Genomic DNA, 21,221 nt, shown 5'->3' on the forward strand with positions numbered 1-21,221 from the left:
GAAGTGACTGAGCGGTACGTCGTGGACGTACCGCTCAGTCGTACCTCAGCTCAGTCGTACCTCTGCTCGGCCCTACCGCCGCTCGGTCCTACCTCCGGCTCGGACGTACCTCCGGCTCAGCCGGACCTCCGGCTCAGACGTACCGCTCCAGGATCGAGGACTCCGCCAGCCGGGACAGGCCCTCGCGCACGCTCCGGGCCCGCGCCTCGCCGACGCCGTCCACGGTCTGGAGGTCGTCCACACTGGCCGCGAGCAGCTTCTGCAGCCCGCCGAAGTGCTCCACCAGCCGCTCGATGATCGCCCCGGGCAGCCGCGGCACCTTGGCGAGCAGCCGGTAGCCCCGCGGCGAGACCGCCGAGTCGAGGGTCTCGGGCGAACCGCTGTACCCCAGCGCACGCGCCACGACCGGAAGTTCGAGCAGCTCGGTGTGTGTCAGCGCGTCCAGCTCGGTGAGCGCCTCCGCGACCGTCCGCGAGCGCTTGGCCGTCGGCTCCGGCACATAGTCCCGGATCACCAGCTCGCGCTCCGGCTCCACACCCGCGATCAGCTCGTCGAGCTGGAGCGAGAGGAGCCGCCCGTCCGTCCCGAGCTCGACCACGTACTCGGCGATCTCGGTGGCGATCCGGCGGACCATCTCCAGACGCTGCGCGACGGCGGTGACGTCCCTGACCGTGACCAGGTCCTCGATCTCCAGGGCGGAGAGCGTGCCGGCCACCTCGTCGAGCCGGAGCTTGTACCGCTCCAGGGTCGCGAGTGCCTGATTGGCGCGGGACAGGATCGTGCCCGACTCCTCCAGTACCCGGCGCTCACCGTCCACGTACAGCGCGATCAGACGCATCGACTGGGAGACGGAGACGACCGGGAAGTTGCACTGCTTGGAGACCCGGTCCGCCGTGCGGTGCCGGGTGCCGGTCTCCTCGGTGGGGATGGAGGCGTCCGGCACCAGCTGCACGCCCGCGCGGTGGATCTTGGTGATGTCCTTGTCGAGGACGAGCGCGCCGTCGAGCTTGCACAGCTCGCGCAGACGCGTGGCGGCGAACTCGACATCCAGCACGAAGCCGCCGGTGCACATCGAGTCGACCGTCTTGTCCAGGCCCAGCACGATGAGACCGCCCGTGTTGCCCCGGAGGATCCGCTCCAGGCCGTCACGCAGCGCGGTGCCCGGCGCGACCGCGCTCAGGGCGGCGCGCATGAGCGCTTCATTGCCGGAGCCCGCGCCGGACTTTCCAGGAGCTGCTGCCCCGTCCTTGGCTGCCACTGCACTCCTCCGGCTCGTACGGATGGGCGAGACCAGGGCAAAGTCTAGCGACACCACCCCGCGGCCCTCCGCCCCCGACCGATCGGGGGTGGTCCGAAGGGAGCTCCCCGCCCAGACGCGGCCTAACCCTCCGCGTCTTTGCGAAGCGTACGGAGCGAAGACCCCGCAGGGCGCGAAGCGTGCCCGATCGGTCCTCCGCGCCGGAAACCGGGGACCCCGCCGGGTCCCGGGACCCTACCCCTGCCCGCCCTCCGGAGCCTTCGCGCGACGGCTGCGCGGCAGGACCCGCAGCGCGTCGCCCATGTCCGCGACCTCCGTCACCTTCATGCCCGCCGGCACCCGGCCCGGATCCGTGGGGACGAGCGCGTGCGTGAAGCCCAGCCGGTGCGCCTCGGCCAGCCGGCGCTGGACACCCGTCACCCGCCGGACCTCGCCCGCCAGCCCGACCTCGCCGATCGCGACGAGGTTCTTCGGCAGCGGGGTGTCGCTCGCCGCGGAGGCCAGGGCGAGCGCGATCGCCAGGTCGGCGGCGGGCTCGGTCAGCCTGACACCGCCCACGGTCGCGCTGTAGATGTCGCGCTTGCCCAGCGCGCTGATCCGGCCGCGCTGCTCCAGGACCGCCAGCATCATCGAGACCCTGGAGGTCTCCAGACCCGATACGGTCCGGCGCGGGGAGGGGATCTGGGAGTCCACCGTCAGCGACTGGACCTCGGCGACGAGCGGCCGGCGGCCCTCCAGGGTGACCGTCAGACAGGTGCCCGGCACGGCCACGTCACGCCGGGTCAGGAAGAGCCCGGACGGGTCCGCCAGCCCCGTGATGCCCTCGTCGTGCAGCTCGAAGCAGCCGACCTCGTCGGTCGCCCCGTACCGGTTCTTGACGCCGCGGACCAGCCGCAGGCGCGCGTGCCGGTCGCCCTCGAAGCTCAGGACGACGTCGACCAGGTGCTCCAGGAGCCGGGGGCCGGCGATGGCCCCGTCCTTGGTGACATGGCCGACGAGGAGCGTGGACATGCCGCGCTCCTTCGAGACCCGGATGAGGGCGCCCGCGACCTCGCGGACCTGGGCCATGCCGCCGGGTGCGCCGTCGATCTCGGGGGAGGCGACGGTCTGCACCGAGTCCATGATCAGCAGCGAGGGCTTCACGGCGTCCAGATGCCCGAGGACGGCCGAGAGATCGGTCTCGGCCGCCAGATACAGATGGTCGCTCAGTGCGTTGATCCGGTCGGCGCGCAGCCGGACCTGGCTCGCGGACTCCTCGCCCGTCACATAGAGCGTGCGGTGCTCGTCGCTCGCGGCCTTGGCCGCCACGTCGAGCAGCAGCGTGGACTTGCCGACACCGGGCTCGCCCGCGAGCAGCACGACGGCGCCGGGCACCAGCCCCCCGCCGAGGACCCGGTCGAGCTCGTCGACACCGGTGGAGCGGGCGGTCGCCTGCCGGCCGTCGACCTGGCCGATGGGGACGGCGGCGGTGGAGACCCGGCCCGCGGCGGTCGTGCGGACGGCGGGCGCGCCGTACTCCTCGACCGTCCCCCAGGCCTGGCACTCGGGACAGCGGCCGAGCCACTTGGCCGTCTGCCAGCCGCACTCGGTGCAGCGGTAGGACGGCCGGTCCTTGGTCGATTTCGTACGGGCAGCCATGTCGCCCACCGTAGCGGCCCCCACCGACAGCGGGCCCCGAGCCGCCGTCCGGCCCCCGCCGGTCTCCGGAATGCCCGGTTCCTGTCCCCTTTCGAGCGATACCTTCACCCGTAAGAATGAGAAGAACACGACCGGTACGAAAAGTGCCCCCCGCGCTGCCTACGGTCGACCGGTGACGAGCAGCAGGCTGGAATCCCCCGCACGCACCACCGGCGCACACCGGGCGCACCGCGCCACGGACCAGGGACCGCGCACGCTCGGCCAGCGGCCCCCCGCCCGCTACGAGGCCGCCCTCGACGGCCTCTTCACGTACTGCCTCTCCGTGCTCTGCGACCACGACACGGCCACCGCCGTCCTCGGCGACGTCCTCGCCGTCGCCGAGCGCCACCACGGCCGCTGCCCCGCCGACGAGGACGGCCGTACGGCCTGGCTGTACGCCCTCGCCCGCTGGGCCTGTCTGCGCAGCCTCGGCGAACAGCGCCGCAGGCGCCAGGGCGCCCACACCGGCCGCCCCGCCGTCACCGCGCCCGAGCCGCCCCGGGTCCCCGAGGAGACCGCCGAGCGCCGCCGCGCCGAACTCGCCCAGCTCGCCTGGCCCGAGGCCGCCGGCACCACACCCGAGCAGCGCGAGGCCCTCGAACTGGCCGTACGGCACGGCCTCAGCCACCGTCAGGTCGCCGCCGTGCTCTCCCTCGACCCGCTCGCCGCCCGCGAGCTCCTCGCCACCGCCGGCTGCGAGGTCGAACGCACCCGCGCCGCCCTCGCCGTCGTCGACACCGGCAGCTGCCCCACCGTCGCCCGGCTCACCGGCGACCACCAGGTGCTCCTCTCGGCCGCCCTGCGCGCCGAACTCGTCCGGCACGTCGACGACTGCCCCCGCTGCCGGCGCGCCGCCGAGCGCGTGGGCGCCACCGGCCCCTGGCCCGGCGCCGGATCCCTGCCGCAGACCGGGCTGCCGCTCGTCGAGGCACCCAGGGCCGCCGCCTACATGGCGATGCTGCACGTCCCCCGCGCGCGTGCCGGGGCCCCGCGCTTCTCACCGACCGGCTTCCCCATGGACCCGAAGGACCACGTGGCCCGCCGCGACCGGATGCGGGCCCGCGCGGTGACCACCACCGTCGTCGCGGCCGTGGTCGCCGCGCCCGTCCTCGCCCTGTGGACCTCCTACCGGGGCGCCCCGGTCGCCGACACGAGCGCCCACGACGGATCCCGGGTCAGCGCGCGCGAGGCGGACGAACCGGTGGGCCCGGACGGACGCCCGTACGACCGGTACGAGAACGCGGGCAACGCCCGCACCACCCCCGAACCCCGCTTCACCCGGGGCAGCCGCGCCCCCGACGTCTCCGTCGAGGTACTCAGCCCCGGTGGCCCCACGGAGCAGGCCGGGCCCGGCGAGGCGGCCCCCGGCTGGATCACGGTCGCCGCGCGCGGCCACGGCGACCTGACGCTGCTCACCCTCACCGCCGCCGGCGGTTCCCCCGTCGACTGGTCGCTGTGGACGGACGCGCCCTGGCTGTACGTGAGCCGGGCCTCCGGCACGCTCCGCCCTGGCGAGACGGTCACCGTCGCCGTCCGCGTCGACCACGGCCGGGAGCCGTACGGCGCGTGGAGCGCCCGGATCGGGGTGAACCCCTCGGGCGCGGTGGTGCGGATCGGCGGGCGCGGACAGGCGTCGCCGCCGCCCGTCGTCGATCCGGTCACCCCGCCGCCGACGACGACGGAGCCGACCACTCCGCCGACGAGTCCCCCGACCACGGAGCCGACGACCCCGCCGCCGACCACGGAGGAACCGCCGACGACGACGGAGCCGACCACTCCGCCGACGAGTCCGCCGACCACGGAGCCGACGACCCCGCCGCCGACCACGGAGGAACCGCCTCCGACCACGACGGACCCGGGCTCGCCGGAACCGACCACACCGCCGCCGGCGACGGAGGAGCCCCCGCCGCCGTCCTCCTGAGCGGGCCCGGGCGGCCCGGAGGCCTCAGACCTTCGGGTCGGCCGGATGCGGGGCCACCAGCGGCAGCTGCGAGGAGAGCCGGGCCTCGCACAGCCCGGCGAGGACCTCGTACGCCTCCTTGCCCATCATCTCGGTGAGCTCGGGCCGGTACGAGACGTAGACCGGCTCCCCGGCCCCGTGCGCCGACGTGGCCGAGGTGCACCACCAGTGCAGGTCGTGGCCGCCGGGACCCCAGCCCCGGCGGTCGTACTCGCCGATCGACACCTGGAGGACCCGGGTGTCGTCGGGACGGTCGATCCAGTCGTACGTGCGCCGCACCGGCAGCTGCCAGCAGACGTCCGGCTTGGTCTCCAGCGGCTCCTTGCCCTCCCGCAGGGCCAGGATGTGCAGAGAGCAGCCCGCCCCGCCCGCGAACCCGGGACGGTTCTGGAAGATGCAGGAGCCCTGCCAGCGGCGGGTCTGCCGGTCGCCGTCCTCGTCGAGCTGGGTCCAGCCCGACTCCGTACCGACATCGTGGAACTGCCACAGCTCCGGGGTGAGGCGTGCCACGTGCGTCGCGACCCGCTTCTCGTCGTCCTCGTCGGAGAAGTGCGCGCCCAGGGTGCAGCAGCCGTCGTCCGCCCGGCCCGCCTGGATGCCCTGGCAGCCGCTGCCGAAGACACACGTCCAGCGCGAGGTCAGCCAGGTCAGGTCGCAGCGGAAGATCTGCTCCTCGTCGGCCGGGTCGGGAAACTCGACCCACGCGCGCGCGAAGTCGAGGCCCTTCTCGTCCGGCTCCACGTTCCTGCCTCGCTTCTTGACGCTCTTCGCGATCTTGTCGGCCTTCTCGGCCTTGCCCGCCCTGGCGGGCTTCGCGGCCTTGTCGGCCGTCACGCCCGTCACGGCCGACACACCCGTGTCGTCGCCGCTGTCTTTGTCCGGCTTCGCCTTTTTCGTCTTTGGCACAACACCAAGCGTATGCGGGTGGGCGCAGTAGCGTTCCGTCCATGAGACTCGGAGTCCTCGACGTCGGTTCGAACACGGCGCACTTCCTCGTGGTGGACGCCCACCCCGGCGCCCGGCCGCTGCCCGCCCATTCCCACAAGGCGGAGCTCCGGCTCGCCGAACTCCTCGACGAGCGGGGTGCGATCGCGCCGCACGGCGTCGAGCGGCTCATCGCGACGGTCCGGGACGCGCTGCTGGCCGCCGAGGACAAGGGCTGCGAGGAGGTCCTCCCGTTCGCGACCTCCGCGGTCCGCGAGGCCAGCAACGCCGACGCCGTCCTCGCGCGCGTGAAGGACGAGACCGGGGTCGACCTCCAGGTCCTCACCGGCGAGGAGGAGGCCCGGCTCACCTTCCTCGCCGCCCGCCGCTGGTTCGGCTGGTCCGCGGGCAAGCTCCTCCTCCTCGACATCGGGGGCGGCTCCCTCGAAGTCGCGTACGGCATCGACGAGGACCCCGACACGGCGGTCTCCCTGCCGCTCGGCGCGGGGCGGCTGACCGCCGGCTGGCTGCCGGGCGACCCGGCCGACAGCGCCGACGTGAAGGCGCTCCGCCGCCATGTGCGCGCGCAGATCGCCCGTACGGTCGGAGAGTTCAGCCGCGCCGGCCGCCCCGACCACGTGGTGGCCACCTCCAAGACCTTCAAGCAGCTGGCCAGGATCGCCGGCGCCCCCGGCTCGGGGGAGGGCCTCTACGTCGAGCGGATCCTGACCCGCAAGTCCCTGGAGGAGTGGGTCCCGCGCCTCGCGGGGATGACCACGCCCGAGCGCGCGGCCCTGCCGGGCGTCTCGGAGGGCCGCGCCGGACAGCTCCTCGCGGGCGCGCTCGTCGCGGAGGGCGCGATGGACCTGCTGGGGGTGGAGGAGCTGGAGATCTGCCCCTGGGCCCTGCGCGAGGGCGTCATCCTGCGCCGCCTGGACCACCTGCCGGAGGAGTAGGCGGACGTACGGGGAAACCCGCCCCCGTTCCGCCGCCACGCGTACTCCCGGCCCCGGCCGCCGCCCGCGTCCAGCCGCCCGCGTCCCACCGGCCGGGTCCCCGCCCGCGTACCCCGGTCGTCCGGTTCCACCCGCGCGTGTCCACCCGCGTGTGACACCGATCGCCGTCCACGCGCGCGTACCCCGGTCGCCCGTTCCCCGCGCCCGCTCCCCGCGCCCGTGACGGCGGGCGACGGGTCCCGGCGTGACCGGAACCACCCCCCGGCCCCCCGGCAGGCCCCGTACCCTGTCCCCGTGGCAGAACCAGTGGTGCGCATCCCGGATGCGAAGGTCGCCCTGTCGACGGCCTCGGTCTATCCGGAGTCGACGGCGACGGCCTTCGAGATCGCCGCGCGCCTCGGCTACGACGGTGTCGAGGTCATGGTATGGACCGATCCGGTCAGCCAGGACGTCGAGGCACTGCGCAGGCTCTCCGACTACCACCAGGTCCCGATCCTGGCCGTGCACGCCCCCTGCCTCCTCATCACCCAGCGCGTCTGGTCCACCGACCCGTGGGTCAAGCTCCGGCGCGCTCAGTCGGCGGCCGAACGGCTCGGCGCGTCGACGGTCGTCGTGCACCCGCCGTTCCGCTGGCAGCGCCAGTACGCCAAGGACTTCGTCACCGGCATCTGGCGGATGGCGGACGAGACCGACGTGCGGTTCGCCGTCGAGAACATGTACCCGTGGCGGTACAAGGACCGCGAGATGCTCGCGTACGCCCCCGAGTGGGACGTCACCAAGGACGACTACCGGCACTTCACCGTCGACCTCTCGCACACCGCGACCGCCCGCACCGACGCCCTCGCGATGATCGACCGCATGGGCGACCGCCTCGGCCACGTCCACCTCGCCGACGGCAAGGGGTCCGCCAAGGACGAGCACCTCGTCCCGGGGCGCGGCACACAGCCCTGCGCCGAGCTCCTGGAGCGCCTCGCGCTCACCGGCTTCGACGGCCATGTCGTCATCGAGGTCAACACCCGCCGCGCGATGTCAGCCGCCGAACGCGAGGCCGACCTCGCGGAGGCCCTGGCGTTCACCCGGCTCCATCTGGCCTCGGCGGCGACCCGCCCGTCCCGGGTCCCGCGGCCGTGACCGAACCGGCCCCGCGCCGACGCGGCCGCCCCTCCCGTACCGAGGAGGAGACCGGACCGGGCGCACGGGAACGCATCCTGGAGGCGGCCCGCGCCCAGTTCGCCGAGCGGGGCTACGACAAGACCTCGGTCCGCGGCATCGCCAAGGCCGCCGGGGTCGACCCGGCCCTCGTCCACCACTACTTCGGCACGAAGGACGAGGTCTTCGCGGCGGCGATCGAGGTCTCCTTCGAGCCGGCGACCGTCGTCCCGGCGATCGTCGGCGGCCCGCGGGAGACCATCGGGGAGCGGCTCGCCCGCTTCTTCATCGGTGTCTGGGAGAACCCGGTCAGCCGCGCCCCGCTCCTCGCGATCGTCCGCTCCGCGCTGACGCACGAGGCGGCGGCGAAGGTGCTGCGGACCTTCGTGCTGCGGCGGCTCCTGGAGCGGATCGCGGACGAGCTCGACGTACCGGACCCGAAGTTCCGCGCGGAGCTGGCGGCCTCCCACATGATCGGGATCGCGATCATGCGGTATGTGATCCAGGTCGAGCCGATGGCCTCGGCGGACCCGGAGAAGATCGTGGAGATGGTGGCCCCGACTCTCCAGCGCTACCTCACCGAGGCCTGATTCCCCGGCGCCCGGTGCCTCGCCGAGGCCCGGTCGGCCGGGGGCGCGCCGCCTCACCGAGGCCCGGGGCCGCCGAGCGGCCGGCGACCGAAAGCTGAACAGCCCGTCCGCCATGCGGACACCCTGTCCAGATCTTGGAGCATCGGCGTACGCTCGAATGCAAGCACACCCGTCACGAGGAGCGAGCGACGATGCCCGAGCTGAGGTCCCGCACAGTCACCCACGGCCGCAACATGGCGGGCGCACGCGCCCTTATGCGCGCCTCCGGTGTACCCGGCGCGGACATCGGCCGGAAGCCGATCATCGCGGTCGCCAACTCCTTCACGGAGTTCGTCCCGGGCCACACCCACCTCCAGCCCGTCGGCCGGATCGTCTCCGAGGCCATCACGGCCGCCGGGGCCATCCCGCGCGAGTTCAACACGATCGCCGTCGACGACGGCATCGCGATGGGCCACGGCGGCATGCTGTACTCCCTTCCCTCCCGCGACCTGATCGCGGACAGCGTGGAGTACATGGTCGAGGCGCACTGCGCCGACGCCCTGATCTGCATCTCCAACTGCGACAAGATCACCCCCGGCATGCTGATGGCCGCCCTGCGCCTCAACATCCCGACGGTCTTCGTCTCCGGCGGCCCGATGGAGTCCGGCCGCGCGACCCTGGTCGACGGCACGGTCCGCACGCTCGACCTGGTCGACGCGATCTCCGACGCAGTGAACCCGAACATCTCGGACGAGGACATCCTCCGCATCGAGGAGAACGCCTGTCCGACCTGCGGCTCCTGTTCCGGCATGTTCACCGCCAACTCGATGAACTGCCTGACCGAGGCGATGGGGCTCTCCCTCCCCGGCAACGGCTCGCTGCTCGCCACCCACACCGGCCGCAAGGCGCTCTACGAGAACGCCGCCCGCACGGTCGTCGACATCACCCGGCGCTACTACGACGAGGACGACGACTCCGTCCTGCCGCGCTCGATCGCGACCCGCGCCGCCTTCGAGAACGCCATGGCCCTCGACATCGCCATGGGCGGCTCGACCAACACGATCCTGCACCTCCTCGCCGCCGCCCAGGAGGCCGAGCTCGACTACGGCCTGACCGACATGGACGAGGTCTCCCGCCGGGTCCCCTGCCTGGCCAAGGTCGCGCCGAACGTCGCCAAGGACCGCACGTACTACATGGAGGACGTGCACCGGGCCGGCGGCATCCCCGCCATCCTCGGCGAGCTCTACCGCGCGGGCCTCCTCAACGAGGACGTCCACTCCGTCCACTCCCGCTCCGTCAAGGAGTGGCTGGACGCCTGGGACGTGCGCGGCGGCTCCCCCTCCGAGGAGGCCGTCGAGCTGTGGCACGCGGCCCCCGGCTGCGTCCGCTCGGCCACCGCCTTCTCGCAGTCCGAGCGCTGGGAGGCGCTCGACGTGGACGCCGCCGAGGGCTGCATCCGCGACGCGGCCCACGCGTACTCGAAGGACGGCGGCCTCGCCGTCCTGCGCGGCAACCTCGCGGTCGACGGCTGCGTCGTCAAGACGGCCGGCGTCGACGAGTCGATCTGGACCTTCGAGGGCCCGGCCGTGGTCTGCGAGTCGCAGGACGAGGCCGTCGAGAAGATCCTGAACAAGCAGATCACGCACGGCGACGTGGTCGTCATCCGCTACGAGGGCCCGCGCGGCGGTCCCGGCATGCAGGAGATGCTCTACCCGACCTCCTTCCTCAAGGGCCGTGGCCTGGGCAAGACCTGTGCGCTGGTCACCGACGGACGCTTCTCGGGCGGTACGTCGGGCCTGTCCATCGGCCACGCCTCGCCGGAGGCGGCCTCGGGCGGCACCATCGCCCTCGTCGAGGACGGCGACCGGGTCCGGATCGACATCCCGAACCGCTCGATCGAGCTCCTCGTCGACGAGGCCACCCTGGCCGCCCGCCGGGAGGCGCTGAACGGCGTGTACGCGCCGAAGAACCGTGAGCGCAAGGTGTCGGCCGCCCTGCGCGCCTACGCCGCGATGGCGACCAGTGCCGACAAGGGCGCGGTCCGGGACGTGACGAAGCTGGGCTGAGCCCGGCGCGCGCCCTTCCGACGGCGCGCGGCACCGGAGTCCGGCACCGGAGTCCGACACCGAAAGGGGAGCAGGCACCATGCCCGCTCCCCTTTCGCCGTCTGTACGGGGCTGTACGTACGGGGCCGGGCCCGGCCACGCGCCCGCGTGGACCGGCCGGGACGTCACCAGGCCGCGGGATCGCGCGCGTCCACCGCGAAGACAGAGCCGTCCGGCGCCGTCCCGAACACCCGGTCCCCGGCGACCAGCGGCGCGGGCACCAGCGGCGCGTACTCGAGCCGGCCGTTGAGCATGCGCGGCCGGGTCTGGCCGATCAGCGCCCCGCGCGCGGTGTCGACGGCGAGCAGCCGTCCGTCCTGGACGGCGAAGTACAGCCGGTCGTCGGGGCCGATGACCGGCTCCGACACGTTCCCCGCGGCCGTCTCCAGCTCCCACAGGACCCGCCCCTTCGGCGCCGCCGTGTCGAAGGCGGTGAGGTGCCCGTTCGCGTCGAGGATGTGGACGACCGAGCCGCGCACGGCGACCCCCCGGACGTCGATCCGGTACGGCAGCGACAGCCGGCGCACGGCGCCGCCGCCGGGGGCCGAAAGGACCAGGGCGTCGACCAGCGAGGCCTGGTAGCGGGAGGCGAGGAGCAGCGTGCCGTCGCCGGTGCGGCCCAGCGGGTCGAGCTCGCCGTCCAGGTTCCGCTGCCAGGCGACCTCGCCGGTCCGCGGGTGGATCTCGCCGACCCGGGTGTGCGACCCGTCGGGCGAGGTCTCGGACACGACGAGCAGTCCGGACGGGGCGTCGTACGGCCCCGTGTGCGGGACCCCGAAGCCGGCCAGGCGGTGCCGCCAGAGCTCGTTCCCGCCGCGGCTGTCGACGGCCCGGATCCCGCCCCGCCCGTCGGACAGGACCACGGCGGAGCCGGCCGGCCGGTACAGCTCGGGGAGCTTCCCGCCGGCGGTCCAGCCGGGGGCGCCGTCGGCGGCCCCGTACGCCTTCAGCGGCTCCGTCGGAGCGGCGGCGCCGACCAGGCCGTCGGCGAGGAGGAACGGCGCGACCGGGGACTCCGCCTTGACCGGCGCGGTCACCGACCAGAGGACGCGCCCCGTCACGGGGTCGAGCCGGGTGAGGCCGACGCCCCGGGCCGAGCAGTACAGCGCGCCCCCGGTGTGCGCGCACGCGGGCGCGGCGGTGGGGCCGTGCTTCTGGAGCGTGGTCTGCCAGCCGGCGAAGGCGGTGGCCACCTTGTCCGGGTGGGTGGGCGTCTCGGGTCCACGGCTCGCCGGGGGAGTGAGCGCCGCGTACAGACCGGCCCCGGTCAGCGCGAGCGCGGCGGCGACGGCGATCGTCAGGCGCGGCCGCAGCCGCACCCGGCCGAGCCGTGACCCCCGGCGGGGCACGGCGGGCGCCGTGGCCCGTACCGGCGTGTCCGCGTCCCACGAAGGGGAGGGCGCGGGCCTGCCGTGCGCCGCGTCCTCGTCGCCGTACGGCAGGGAGGGCCGCCGCCGCTGCGCCGGTATGAACGCCTCCGCCGCGTACGAGGGCGGCAGCAGCGCCGACATGATCTGGGCCGGGGTCGGCCGCTCGGTGGGCTCCTTGGCGAGGCAGCGCGCCACCAGCGGCGCCAGCTCCGCCGGCACCCCCGTCAGATCCGGCTCGTCGTGGACGACCTGGTACGCCACGATGTACGGGCTGTCGGAGTCGAACGGGCCGTGCCCGGTCGCCGCGTGCACCAGGACCGAGCCGAGCGCGAAGACGTCCGCCGCGGGTCCCACCTCGCGCGGCCGCTGGAACTGCTCGGGCGCCATGAACGGCGGGGAGCCGATGAGCTTGCCGGTCTCGGTGTGCAGATCACTGTCGACGGGCCGGGAGATGCCGAAGTCGATGACCTTGGGGCCGGTGTCGGTGAGCAGGACGTTGCTGGGCTTGAGGTCGCGGTGGACGACACCGGCGCGGTGGATGTCGCGCAGGGCCTCCGCGAGTCCCGCGGTGAGCCGGCGCAGCGCGGCCGGGGCCAGGGGGCCGTTCCGTTTCACCTGGTCGGCGAGGGTGGGGCCGGGGACGTAGAGGGTCGCCATCCAGGGGCGTACGGCATCGGGGTCGGCGTCGACGACCGGCGCGGTGAAGGCCCCGCTGACCCGCCTGGCGGCCGCGACCTCCTGGCGGAAACGTGCCCTGAACTCGGGGTCCTCCGCATACCGTGCGTGCACGACCTTGACCGCGAGCCGGAGCCCCGAGGCGGAGGCCGCCAGGTGCACGACCCCCATGCCACCGGCGCCCAGGCATGCCTGGAGACGGTAGTCGCCCGCGTATTCGGGCCCCTCCGCTTCCCGGTCCGCGCCGGTACCGCGCAACGGTGGCATCGCCCACCCCCGTGTGATTCCCCGTCACCACGCGCTCACGTGCGCGACCCGACGGAGCCTAGTCCATGGCCCCCACGATGTCGGCGGGGCTTGCTAGCCTGCGCGTCGCGGAGAGTGAAACTCGGCGGAGCGCTTTTGCGCCAAGGGGGAGGACACCATGGACACGGACCAGAACAAGGCCACGGAGACGGAGGCCGCGGTGACGACGACGGCCACCGCCGCGACGCGCTACGCGGTCGCGCCGGGCTACCGCGTCAACGTGCGCTCGGGCCCGAGCACCCAGTACCCGATCGTCCGGGCACTGCCCCTGGGCGCCACGGTGGCGATCGCCTGCCAGAAGTACGGCGAGTGGATCAGCGGCCCGTACGGCACCACCCGGATCTGGGACAACATAGCGCCGGGCGAGTACATCTCCGACGCGTACGTGCACACGGGCAGCGACGGCTTCGTCGCACCGCGCTGCGCCTGACGTCGTGTCCGTCGTCCCCGGGGACACCCGGGGATAATCGACCTCGTGAGCGACGACGAGCAGACCCCCCGCACGACCGGCGGCACCCCCGGTGGGACCCCTCCCGGGCCCCAGCCCGAGGAGATCCGCTTCTTCGGTACGACCTGGGTCGACCACAGCGGCGCCTACACGCCGCGCCGCGCCGGCCTGGCCGCCGGCTCGCTCGCCGCCGCCGTCGCGGCCTGCTTCGTCCTGCGCTTCGCCTACCAGGGCCTGGAGATCGCGGACGTCGGCGGCATCGTCAACATGCTGGTCGTCCTCATGTTCGCGGTCTGCAGCGCCATCGCCTTCCGCAAGACCTGGGAGGGCTTCCTCCGCAGGCCCGCGGACCCGGCCCGCGAGGAGTCCCTGCGCAGCCTCAAGGCGATCGGCTTCATCGGCTCGCTCCTCGCCTACTGCGTCCGCTGCTTCGTCGAGGCACCCGGCGAGAAGCTGCGCCGCGAGGAGTACGAGACGGCCCGCACCCAGTTCGAGAAGCGCCGCGGAACCCGTACGGGCAACCCGGCCGCCCGCAAGAAGCCCAAGCGCACGTAGGGGCGCGCGGCCTTCCCCGAGCCGACCCGCCTCGGTCCCTGAACCGCGGCCGCCCCCCTGTGCCGCACCTCACACGCCCGCAGCCCCCTCGATGTCACACCTCGAGGGGGCTGCGCCGTCCCCCTTGCATGAAGACGACACCGCAGCACCGCCCCGGCCACCCCGCCCACCGCGTTCTCGTCCTCGGCGCGGGATACGCGGGGCTCATGACCGCCCTCCGGCTCGGCCCGCACGCCCAGGTGACCCTGGTCGACCCGGCGGACCACTTCACCGAGCGCGTACGGCTCCACGAGCGCGCGGCGGGCCGCCCCGACGTCACCCACCCGCTCTCCGGCTTCCTCCACCGCACCGGCATCGAGCACGTCCCGGCCCGCGCCACCGCCCTCGACCCGGAGGCCCGCGTGGTCACCACGGACGACGGCCGGCGCCTCCCGTACGACCGGCTGGTCTACGCCCTCGGAAGCCGCACCGCCCTGCCCGCCACGACGGGCGACCCCCGCGCGTACACGGCGGAGTCCGCCGACGCGCTGCACAAGCACCTGCGGGACCGCCCCGGCACGGTCACCGTCGTCGGCGGCGGCCTCACCGGCATCGAGATGGCCACCGAACTCGCCGAGACCTACCGCCCGCTCGGCACCTCGGTACGCCTCCTCTCCGGCGGCCGGGTGGGCGCCGGGCTCTCCCCGCGCGGAGCGGCCCATGTCCACCGGGTCCTCCAGGCCCGCGGCGTCCACGTCGAGGAGGGCCGCAGGGTCGGGGCCCCGGACGAGGTCGACGCGGACGTCGTCGTGTGGGCCGCGTCCCTCGTCCCCAACGCCGAGCTCGCCGCCGGCGGCGGCCTCACCCTCGCCCCCTCGGGCCGGGTCGCCGTCGACTCCTCGCTGCGCTCGGTCTCCCACCCGGAGATCTACGTCCCGGGCGACGCGGGCGCGGCCGCCGCCCCGGACGCCGGCGGTGAGCTCCGGATGGCATGCGCCACCGCGCTGCCCACGGGCATGCACACGGCCAAGTCGATCGCGCGTGACCTGCGCGGCGAGGCGCCCGAGCCCTTCGGCTTCGGGTACCACTTCCAGTGCATCAGCCTCGGCCGCCACGACGGGCTCATCCAGTTCGTCCGCCCGGACGACTCGCCCCGTGACCGCCTCCTCACCGGCCGCCCGGCGGCCGCCTTCAAGGAACTGGTGGTACGCGGCGCGACGTGGTTCATCCGCCGGTCGGCCCACCGCCACTGACCTTTCCCCTTCCGGGGCCGCCGGGGTATGCCGACGGCCCCCGGGCGCTTGACGGCCGGTACCGCCGGGAGGACTATTCATCGCATGATGAATTGCTCGGCGGGTGAGGCCGCCGACCACGCCACGCCCGAGTCCACGCCCCCGGCCGCAGCCGCAGCCGAAGCGACCGACGGCGCAACCGGCTCAACCACCACAGCCGTCGCCGCGCACGGCCTCACCGTCCTCCGCGGCGACCGCACCGTCCTGCGCGGCCTCGACTTCACCGTCCCCGCCGGCCGCATCACCGGCCTCCTCGGCCCCTCCGGCTGCGGCAAATCCACCCTCATGCGCGCCATCGTCGGCACCCAGGCCAAGGTCGACGGCACCCTCCAGGTCCTCGGCCGCCCCGCCGGCGACCCCACCCTCCGCTCCCGCATCGGCTACGTCACCCAGGCCCCCTCCGTCTACGACGACCTCACCGTCCGACAGAACCTCGACTACTTCGCCGCCGTCCTGCTCCCCGGCCGCGCCCACCGCCAGGAGCGCCGCACCGTCGTCGACCGCGCCGTCGACGACGTCGACCTCACCTCCCACGCCGACTCCCTCGCCGGCCGGCTCTCCGGCGGCCAGCGCAGCAGGGTCTCCCTCGCCGTCGCCCTCCTCGGCACCCCGGAACTCCTCGTCCTCGACGAACCCACCGTCGGCCTCGACCCCGTCCTCCGCCGCGACCTCTGGAACCTCTTCCACCAGATCGCCGCCGACCGGGGCACCACCCTCCTCGTCTCCTCCCACGTGATGGACGAGGCCGAACGCTGCCACCGGCTCCTCCTCATGCGCGAGGGCGAGATCCTCGCCGACGACACCCCCGAGGCCCTCCGCCGACGGAACGACACCCCCACCGTCGAAGAGGCCTTCCTCCACCTCGTCGACGCCGCCGCCGCCCGAGCCGCCCACGAGGAGCCCCGGTCATGAGCCCCGCCCGCACCCTCGCCACCGCCGCCCGCGTCCTGCGTCAGCTCCGCCACGACCCGCGCTCGATCGCCCTGATGCTCCTCGTGCCCTGCGTCATGCTCTTCCTGCTGCGCTACGTCTTCGACGGGAGCCCGGGCACCTTCGACAACATCGGAGCCTCGCTGCTCGGCATCTTCCCGCTCATCACGATGTTCCTGGTGACCTCCATCGCCACCCTCCGCGAACGCACCTCCGGCACCCTCGAACGCCTCCTCGCCATGCCCCTCGGCAAGGCCGACCTCATCGCCGGCTACGCCCTCGCCTTCGGCCTCCTCGCCGTCGTCCAGTCCACCCTCGCCACCGGCCTCGCCGTCTGGTTCCTCGGCCTCGACGTCATCGGCTCCCCCTGGCTCCTCCTCCTGGTCGCCCTCCTCGACGCCCTCCTCGGCACCGCCCTCGGCCTCTTCGTCTCCGCCTTCGCCGCCTCCGAGTTCCAGGCCGTCCAGTTCATGCCGGCCGTGATCTTCCCCCAGCTGCTGCTCTGCGGCCTCTTCACCCCACGCGACCGGATGGCTCCCGCCCTCGAAGCGATCTCCGACGTCCTGCCCATGTCGTACGCCGTCGACGGCATGAACCAGGTCCTCCACCACCCCGAGATCACCGGCGACTTCGTCCGCGACGCCCTCGTCGTCGCAGGCTGCGCCCTCCTCGTCCTCGGCCTCGGCGCGGCCACCCTCCGACGCCGCACCGCGTGACCGCCCCTCGGACACCCGCACACCGCCCCGCCCACCGGTGCGAGGATGACCACACGTACCCCCCTCCGGCGAGGTGAACAGAGCCATGACCCAGACCGTCGCAGTCCTCGGCACCGGCAAGATCGGTGAAGCGCTCCTCAGCGGCATGATCCGCGCCGGCTGGCGCCCCGCGAACCTCCTGGTCACCGCCCGCCGCGCCGAGCGCGCCGAGGAGCTCCGCGCCCGCTACGGCGTCGAGACCGTCACCAACGCCGAGGCCGCCAAGCGCGCCGACACCCTCATCCTGGCCGTCAAGCCCCAGGACATGGGCCGGCTCCTCGACGAACTCGCCCCGCACGTCACCGCCGACCGCCTGGTCATCAGCGCCGCCGCCGGCATCCCCACCTCCTTCATCGAGGAGCGCCTCACCACCGGCACCCCCGTCGTCCGCGTCATGCCCAACACCCCCGTCCTGGTCGACGAGGGCATGTCCGTCATCTCGGCCGGCAGCCACGCCACCCAGGCGCACCTCGCCCACACCGAGGAGATCTTCGGCGGCGTCGGCAAGACCCTCCGCGTCCCCGAGTCCCAGCAGGACGCCGCCACCGCCCTCTCCGGCTCCGGCCCCGCGTACTTCTACTTCCTCGTCGAGGCCATGACCGACGCCGGCATCCTCCTCGGCCTGCCCCGCGCCCAGGCCCACGACCTCATCGTCCAGGCCGCCATCGGCGCCGCCGTGATGCTCCGCGACAGCGGCGAACACCCGGTCAAGCTCCGCGAGGCCGTCACCTCCCCGGCCGGCACCACCATCAGCGCCATCCGCGAGCTGGAGAACCACGGCGTCCGCGCCGCCCTCATCGCTGCCCTCGAAGCCGCCCGCGACCGCAGCCGCGAACTCGCCTCCGGCAACAGCTGACACCGAGGCCGCCCGGACACCCCGGAGCCCCGGCCACAGGACGCCCGGAGGCAGGACGCCCGGGCACAGGGCACCGGGGCCACAGGACACCCGGCCGCCCCGCCTCCCGCCGGGGTCACCGGACCCCGGCGGACACCGCCCGCACCACGTCCTCCGTCGACACGACCTTCGCGAACCGTCCCCCGTGCAGGGACACCGCCGTCGCCTGCGTCAGCTCATCGGCGCTCCGCGACCAGCCGAACGGCCCCTCCAGGTCGAACGTGTGCATCGCGTCCAGCGGGAACACCACCTCGTACCCGAGGTTCCCGCCCATCCGCGCCGTCGTCTCGTTGCACATGTTCGTCTGGATGCCGACGATCACGATCTGCGTGATGTCCTGCCCGGACAGCCACCCGTCCAGCGACGGCTCTCCGTAGAAGGCCGAGTTCACGCTCTTCGTCACCAGCAGCTCCGGACCGTCGCCCTTCCCGCGCCGCTCCTCGACGAAGTCCTTGAAGTCGTTGCCCTCGTACCCCGTCCGCAGCGGCGAGCGCGAGCCCTCCAGCGAGTCGTGCCGCACGAAGACGACCGGCCGGCCCGTCTCCTGCCACAGGTCGATCAGAGCCGCGATGTTCTCCTCGGCGGCCGGGTTGTTCCGCTTCCCCCAGAACTCCTCCTCGAAGCCCTTCTGTACGTCGATGACAACCAGCGCTGCGTTCTCTGCGATCTCCATACCCACGATGCTGCCGCCGACGGACCCGCACTCCCAGAGGGTTGAATGACAGCGATCGATGATTTACTGCCAGCCATGTCACATATGCCGTCGACCCCCGCGCCCCACCCCCAACGCATCGCGCTCCTCTCCTTCCCCGGCATCCGCGCCTTCGACGTCTCCGTCATCACCGAGGTCTGGGGCAGCGACCGCACGCTCCGCGGCGTGCCGCCCTTCGAACTCCGCAGAGCCGCCGCCGACCCGGACACCCCCGTCCCCCTGCGCGGCGGTCTCACCCTCACCCCCGACCGCCCACTCACCTGGCTCGACGACCTCACCCCCACGGACCTGGTCCTCGTCCCCGGCATCGAAGACCCCGACGCCGACCTCCCGGCCCCCGTCCTCGAAGCCCTCCGCCGCGCCCACACCGCGGGCACCCCCGTCGCCTCCCTCTGCGCCGGCGCCTTCGTCCTCGCCCGCGCCGGACTCCTCGACGGGCGCCGCGCCGTCACCCACTGGCACCTGGCCCGGACCCTGGCCGACCGCCACCCCTCGATCCGGGTCGAACCCGACGCCCTCTTCGTCGAGGACACCGGCGTCTGGACCTCGGCCGGCACGGCCGCCGGTATCGACCTCTGCCTCCACCTCGTCCGCACGGCCCACGGAGCCGAAGCCGCCGCCGCCATCGCCCGCGCGATGGTCACCGCCCCTTTCCGCACCGGCACCCAGGCCCAGTTCATCGAGCACCCCACCCCCCGCGCCGACCGCGACGCCGACGCCCTCGCGGACGTCCGCGCCCACGCCCTCGCCCACCTCGACGAGCCCCACACCGTCGCGACACTCGCCGCCCGCGCCGGCATGTCCCCGCGCTCCTTCGCCCGCCACTTCCAAGCAACCACCGGAACCACCCCCCTGCACTGGCTCATCACCCAGCGCGTCGCCGCCGCCCAGAAACTCCTCGAACTCACCGACCACCCCCTCCCCGAGGTGGCCCGCCGCGCGGGCTTCGGCAGCGAGGTCACGATGCGCCAGCACTTCGCCTCGCACCTCGCCACCAGCCCACGCGACTACCGCAACGCGTTCCGTCACCCGGCGGGCAACAGCCCGATCGCCCGATAGGCCCGGTCCACCAAGGGCCGAGCCGTCTCCCGGGCCCGCCGGGCCCCGTCCCGTAGCACCTGATCCACATGGCCGGGATCCGCCGCGAGCTCGGCATGCCGCTCCCGCAGGGGCCTCAGCAGCTCGACGACCGCGTCCGCCGTGTCCTTCTTCAACGATCCGTACGATTCATATACACCGGCCAGCGCCTCGGGGTTCCCACCCGTCGCGGCCGCCATCAGATCGAGCAGATTCGCGATCCCCGGCCTGGCGTCCCGGTCGTACTCCACGTCCCGCCCGCTGTCGGTCACGGCCCGCATGATCTTCCGCCGCACGGTCTCCGCGTCGTCGAGCAGATAGACGATCCCGGCCCCGTTCGCGTGCGACTTCCCCATCTTCGACGTGGGGTCCTGAAGGTCCATGACCCGCGCCGCCACCTCGGGCCGCGTCGCCCGCGGCACGGTGAACGTGTGCCCGTACCGCTGGTTGAACCGAACAGCCAGATCCCGGGTCAGCTCCACATGCTGAGTCTGGTCCTCACCCACCGGCACCTCGTCGGCCCCGTACGCCAGGATGTCCGCCGCCATCAGCACCGGATACGTCAGCAGCGACAGCCGCACGCTGTGCCCCGCCGCCCGAGCCAGGACGCTCTTCTCCCTGTACTGGATCATCCGCCGCAGCTCGCCGTCCGTGGCCGTGCACTCCAGCAGATACGAGAGCCGCGCGTGCTCGTCCACATGGCTCTGCACGAACAGGGTGCAGAGCTCAGGGTCGAGCCCCGCGGCCAGGAGCAGGGTCGCCGCCTGCCGGCTGAGCCGCCGCACCCGCGCCGGATCGTGCTCCACGGTCAGTGCGTGCAGGTCCACGACGCTGAACAGCGCCTCCGCCCGATGCTGATCGACCTCGACCCACCGCCGTACGGCCCCGAGGTAGTTGCCCAGCGTCAGATGCCCGGTCGGCTTGACCCCGCTGAAGATCCTCGTCATCGCGTTCGTTCTCCCTCTTCTCCTGGGCGCCGACCCGGCGGCCAGGTTCCCGGAGGGGGATACGCGAACGGCCGCCGAGGAGGCGGCCGCGTGGTGCATGCGCGAGTGCGGGCCGCCGTCAGGCGGCCCACCACTGGGTGGTGTGCGCACGCGTAGTCATACGCAGAGGCTACGCCCGCAGACCGGGGTTGACACGGGATTGACGGATCCGTAAGGTTCTCCGAGTTGTCCGACGTGAGCACCGACCCCGGTCGGCCCCGGACAGCCATCCCGCAAGATCCACAGAAGCCGATGGTGCTTTGCCGCGCCATTCTGCTTTCCGTGCGTTTTTGCGAAATGAGGAATCCGCGTTCGAACCCCGGACGCAGCCGCCCGATTAGCGTCGGAGGCAGGGAATCCGCTAAAGTCTCACTCGTCGGAACGGCCCAACAGCCGGAAAGACAAACCCCGCTGACTGGGGGTCAGACGCCGAAAGGATCTGATAGAGTCGGAAACGCAGGAAGGGCCCGGAGCGAAAGCGAAAGGGACCGGAAAGCACCGAGGAAATCGGGTCGGAAAGATCTGATAGAGTCGGAAACACGAAATACCGAAGGGAAGCCCGGAGGAAAGCCCGAGAGGGTGAGTACAAAGGAAGCGTCCGTTCCTTGAGAACTCAACAGCGTGCCAAAAATCAACGCCAGAT

Annotated in this window: 18 protein-coding genes; 12 read left to right on the forward strand and 6 right to left on the reverse strand. The window is 73.2% G+C overall.

Going from position 1 to position 21,221, the window contains the following annotated elements:
- Nucleotides 1-133: 133 nt before the first annotated feature.
- Together disA and radA are read right to left on the reverse strand one after the other, a co-directional pair.
- Nucleotides 134-1,258 carry a DNA integrity scanning diadenylate cyclase DisA gene (disA, locus tag ACH4MY_RS08475; protein ID WP_056569600.1) on the reverse strand — a complete coding sequence of 375 codons (1,125 nt, stop codon included), beginning with the start codon at nt 1,256-1,258 and terminating at the stop codon, nt 134-136.
- A 234-nt stretch (nt 1,259-1,492) separates the two neighbouring features.
- The gene (radA, locus tag ACH4MY_RS08480) at nt 1,493-2,896 is read right to left on the reverse strand and encodes a DNA repair protein RadA (protein ID WP_397999297.1); all 1,404 of its coding nucleotides are present in this window, start codon (nt 2,894-2,896) and stop codon (nt 1,493-1,495) included.
- 172 nt (nt 2,897-3,068) lie between these two features.
- On the opposite strand from radA, the gene ACH4MY_RS08485 reads away from it, so the two are divergent.
- Nucleotides 3,069-4,856, forward strand: coding sequence for a hypothetical protein (locus ACH4MY_RS08485; RefSeq protein WP_397999300.1), 1,788 nt, complete (start codon nt 3,069-3,071; stop codon nt 4,854-4,856).
- Nucleotides 4,857-4,880: 24 nt separating this feature from the next.
- Here ACH4MY_RS08485 and ACH4MY_RS08490 read toward each other — a convergent pair whose 3' ends face one another.
- On the reverse strand, nt 4,881-5,669 hold the full coding sequence (locus tag ACH4MY_RS08490) for a hypothetical protein (RefSeq protein WP_397999435.1): 789 nt from the start codon (nt 5,667-5,669) through the stop codon (nt 4,881-4,883).
- 173 nt (nt 5,670-5,842) lie between these two features.
- On the opposite strand from ACH4MY_RS08490, the gene ACH4MY_RS08495 reads away from it, so the two are divergent.
- The 4 genes from ACH4MY_RS08495 to ilvD all read left to right on the forward strand — a co-directional run bounded on the left by ACH4MY_RS08495 (nt 5,843) and on the right by ilvD (nt 10,559).
- Nucleotides 5,843-6,775 (forward strand): Ppx/GppA family phosphatase, encoded by a 933-nt coding sequence (locus ACH4MY_RS08495; protein ID WP_397999303.1) that lies wholly within the window; start codon nt 5,843-5,845, stop codon nt 6,773-6,775.
- Nucleotides 6,776-7,069: 294 nt separating this feature from the next.
- The gene (locus ACH4MY_RS08500; protein ID WP_397999304.1) at nt 7,070-7,906 is read left to right on the forward strand and encodes a sugar phosphate isomerase/epimerase family protein; all 837 of its coding nucleotides are present in this window, start codon (nt 7,070-7,072) and stop codon (nt 7,904-7,906) included.
- Entirely contained in the window at nt 7,903-8,514 is a 612-nt protein-coding gene (locus ACH4MY_RS08505; protein WP_397999307.1) for a TetR family transcriptional regulator, read from the forward strand. The genes ACH4MY_RS08500 and ACH4MY_RS08505 overlap by 4 nt, the downstream gene beginning before the upstream one ends.
- 191 nt (nt 8,515-8,705) lie before the next feature.
- Nucleotides 8,706-10,559: a dihydroxy-acid dehydratase gene (gene ilvD / locus ACH4MY_RS08510; RefSeq protein WP_397999310.1), complete on the forward strand. Its 1,854-nt coding sequence runs from the start codon at nt 8,706-8,708 to the stop codon at nt 10,557-10,559.
- Nucleotides 10,560-10,723: 164 nt separating this feature from the next.
- Here ilvD and ACH4MY_RS08515 read toward each other — a convergent pair whose 3' ends face one another.
- Nucleotides 10,724-12,910: a PQQ-binding-like beta-propeller repeat protein gene (locus ACH4MY_RS08515; RefSeq protein ID WP_397999313.1), complete on the reverse strand. Its 2,187-nt coding sequence runs from the start codon at nt 12,908-12,910 to the stop codon at nt 10,724-10,726.
- Nucleotides 12,911-13,067: 157 nt separating this feature from the next.
- Between ACH4MY_RS08515 and ACH4MY_RS08520 the strand changes: the two genes are divergently transcribed.
- The 6 genes from ACH4MY_RS08520 to proC all read left to right on the forward strand — a co-directional run bounded on the left by ACH4MY_RS08520 (nt 13,068) and on the right by proC (nt 17,764).
- The gene (locus ACH4MY_RS08520; RefSeq protein ID WP_397999315.1) at nt 13,068-13,379 is read left to right on the forward strand and encodes an SH3 domain-containing protein; all 312 of its coding nucleotides are present in this window, start codon (nt 13,068-13,070) and stop codon (nt 13,377-13,379) included.
- Between the two features lie 45 nt (nt 13,380-13,424).
- Nucleotides 13,425-13,952, forward strand: coding sequence for a hypothetical protein (locus ACH4MY_RS08525; protein ID WP_397999318.1), 528 nt, complete (start codon nt 13,425-13,427; stop codon nt 13,950-13,952).
- Nucleotides 13,953-14,080: 128 nt separating this feature from the next.
- On the forward strand, nt 14,081-15,184 hold the full coding sequence (locus ACH4MY_RS08530) for an NAD(P)/FAD-dependent oxidoreductase (protein WP_397999321.1): 1,104 nt from the start codon (nt 14,081-14,083) through the stop codon (nt 15,182-15,184).
- An 84-nt stretch (nt 15,185-15,268) separates the two neighbouring features.
- Nucleotides 15,269-16,135 (forward strand): ABC transporter ATP-binding protein, encoded by an 867-nt coding sequence (locus ACH4MY_RS08535; RefSeq protein WP_397999322.1) that lies wholly within the window; start codon nt 15,269-15,271, stop codon nt 16,133-16,135.
- Nucleotides 16,132-16,869, forward strand: coding sequence for an ABC transporter permease (locus ACH4MY_RS08540; protein ID WP_397999325.1), 738 nt, complete (start codon nt 16,132-16,134; stop codon nt 16,867-16,869). Before ACH4MY_RS08535 ends, ACH4MY_RS08540 begins: the two co-directional genes overlap by 4 nt.
- A gap of 85 nt (nt 16,870-16,954) precedes the next feature.
- The gene (proC, locus tag ACH4MY_RS08545) at nt 16,955-17,764 is read left to right on the forward strand and encodes a pyrroline-5-carboxylate reductase (RefSeq protein ID WP_397999328.1); all 810 of its coding nucleotides are present in this window, start codon (nt 16,955-16,957) and stop codon (nt 17,762-17,764) included.
- A gap of 115 nt (nt 17,765-17,879) precedes the next feature.
- Here the strand turns inward: proC and ACH4MY_RS08550 are convergent, their stop codons facing one another.
- On the reverse strand, nt 17,880-18,476 hold the full coding sequence (locus tag ACH4MY_RS08550) for a cysteine hydrolase family protein (protein WP_397999331.1): 597 nt from the start codon (nt 18,474-18,476) through the stop codon (nt 17,880-17,882).
- An 84-nt stretch (nt 18,477-18,560) separates the two neighbouring features.
- On the opposite strand from ACH4MY_RS08550, the gene ACH4MY_RS08555 reads away from it, so the two are divergent.
- The gene (locus tag ACH4MY_RS08555; protein WP_397999438.1) at nt 18,561-19,574 is read left to right on the forward strand and encodes a GlxA family transcriptional regulator; all 1,014 of its coding nucleotides are present in this window, start codon (nt 18,561-18,563) and stop codon (nt 19,572-19,574) included.
- On the opposite strand, the gene trpS is transcribed toward ACH4MY_RS08555, so the two are convergent.
- Nucleotides 19,541-20,539, reverse strand: coding sequence for a tryptophan--tRNA ligase (gene trpS / locus ACH4MY_RS08560; RefSeq protein WP_397999334.1), 999 nt, complete (start codon nt 20,537-20,539; stop codon nt 19,541-19,543). The genes ACH4MY_RS08555 and trpS overlap by 34 nt on opposite strands.
- Nucleotides 20,540-21,221: the final 682 nt, after the last annotated feature.

The sequence above is a fragment of the Streptomyces sp. NPDC017246 genome (genome assembly GCF_044331325.1).
Lineage (GTDB): Bacteria > Actinomycetota > Actinomycetes > Streptomycetales > Streptomycetaceae > Streptomyces.

Excerpts from the sequence above, each read along its gene's own strand:
- ilvD (WP_397999310.1), top strand. The coding sequence starts at position 8,706 with ATGCCCGAGCTGAGGTCCCGCACAGTCACCCACGGCCGCAACATGGCG.
- ACH4MY_RS08495 (WP_397999303.1), top strand. The coding sequence starts at position 5,843 with ATGAGACTCGGAGTCCTCGACGTCGGTTCGAACACGGCGCACTTCCTC.
- ACH4MY_RS08520 (WP_397999315.1), top strand. The coding sequence starts at position 13,068 with ATGGACACGGACCAGAACAAGGCCACGGAGACGGAGGCCGCGGTGACG.
- trpS (WP_397999334.1), bottom strand. The coding sequence starts at position 20,539 with ATGACGAGGATCTTCAGCGGGGTCAAGCCGACCGGGCATCTGACGCTG.
- ACH4MY_RS08540 (WP_397999325.1), top strand. The coding sequence starts at position 16,132 with ATGAGCCCCGCCCGCACCCTCGCCACCGCCGCCCGCGTCCTGCGTCAG.
- ACH4MY_RS08555 (WP_397999438.1), top strand. The coding sequence starts at position 18,561 with ATGCCGTCGACCCCCGCGCCCCACCCCCAACGCATCGCGCTCCTCTCC.
- radA (WP_397999297.1), bottom strand. The coding sequence starts at position 2,896 with ATGGCTGCCCGTACGAAATCGACCAAGGACCGGCCGTCCTACCGCTGC.
- ACH4MY_RS08550 (WP_397999331.1), bottom strand. The coding sequence starts at position 18,476 with ATGGAGATCGCAGAGAACGCAGCGCTGGTTGTCATCGACGTACAGAAG.
- proC (WP_397999328.1), top strand. The coding sequence starts at position 16,955 with ATGACCCAGACCGTCGCAGTCCTCGGCACCGGCAAGATCGGTGAAGCG.
- ACH4MY_RS08535 (WP_397999322.1), top strand. The coding sequence starts at position 15,269 with ATGATGAATTGCTCGGCGGGTGAGGCCGCCGACCACGCCACGCCCGAG.
- ACH4MY_RS08515 (WP_397999313.1), bottom strand. The coding sequence starts at position 12,910 with ATGCCACCGTTGCGCGGTACCGGCGCGGACCGGGAAGCGGAGGGGCCC.
- ACH4MY_RS08530 (WP_397999321.1), top strand. The coding sequence starts at position 14,081 with ATGAAGACGACACCGCAGCACCGCCCCGGCCACCCCGCCCACCGCGTT.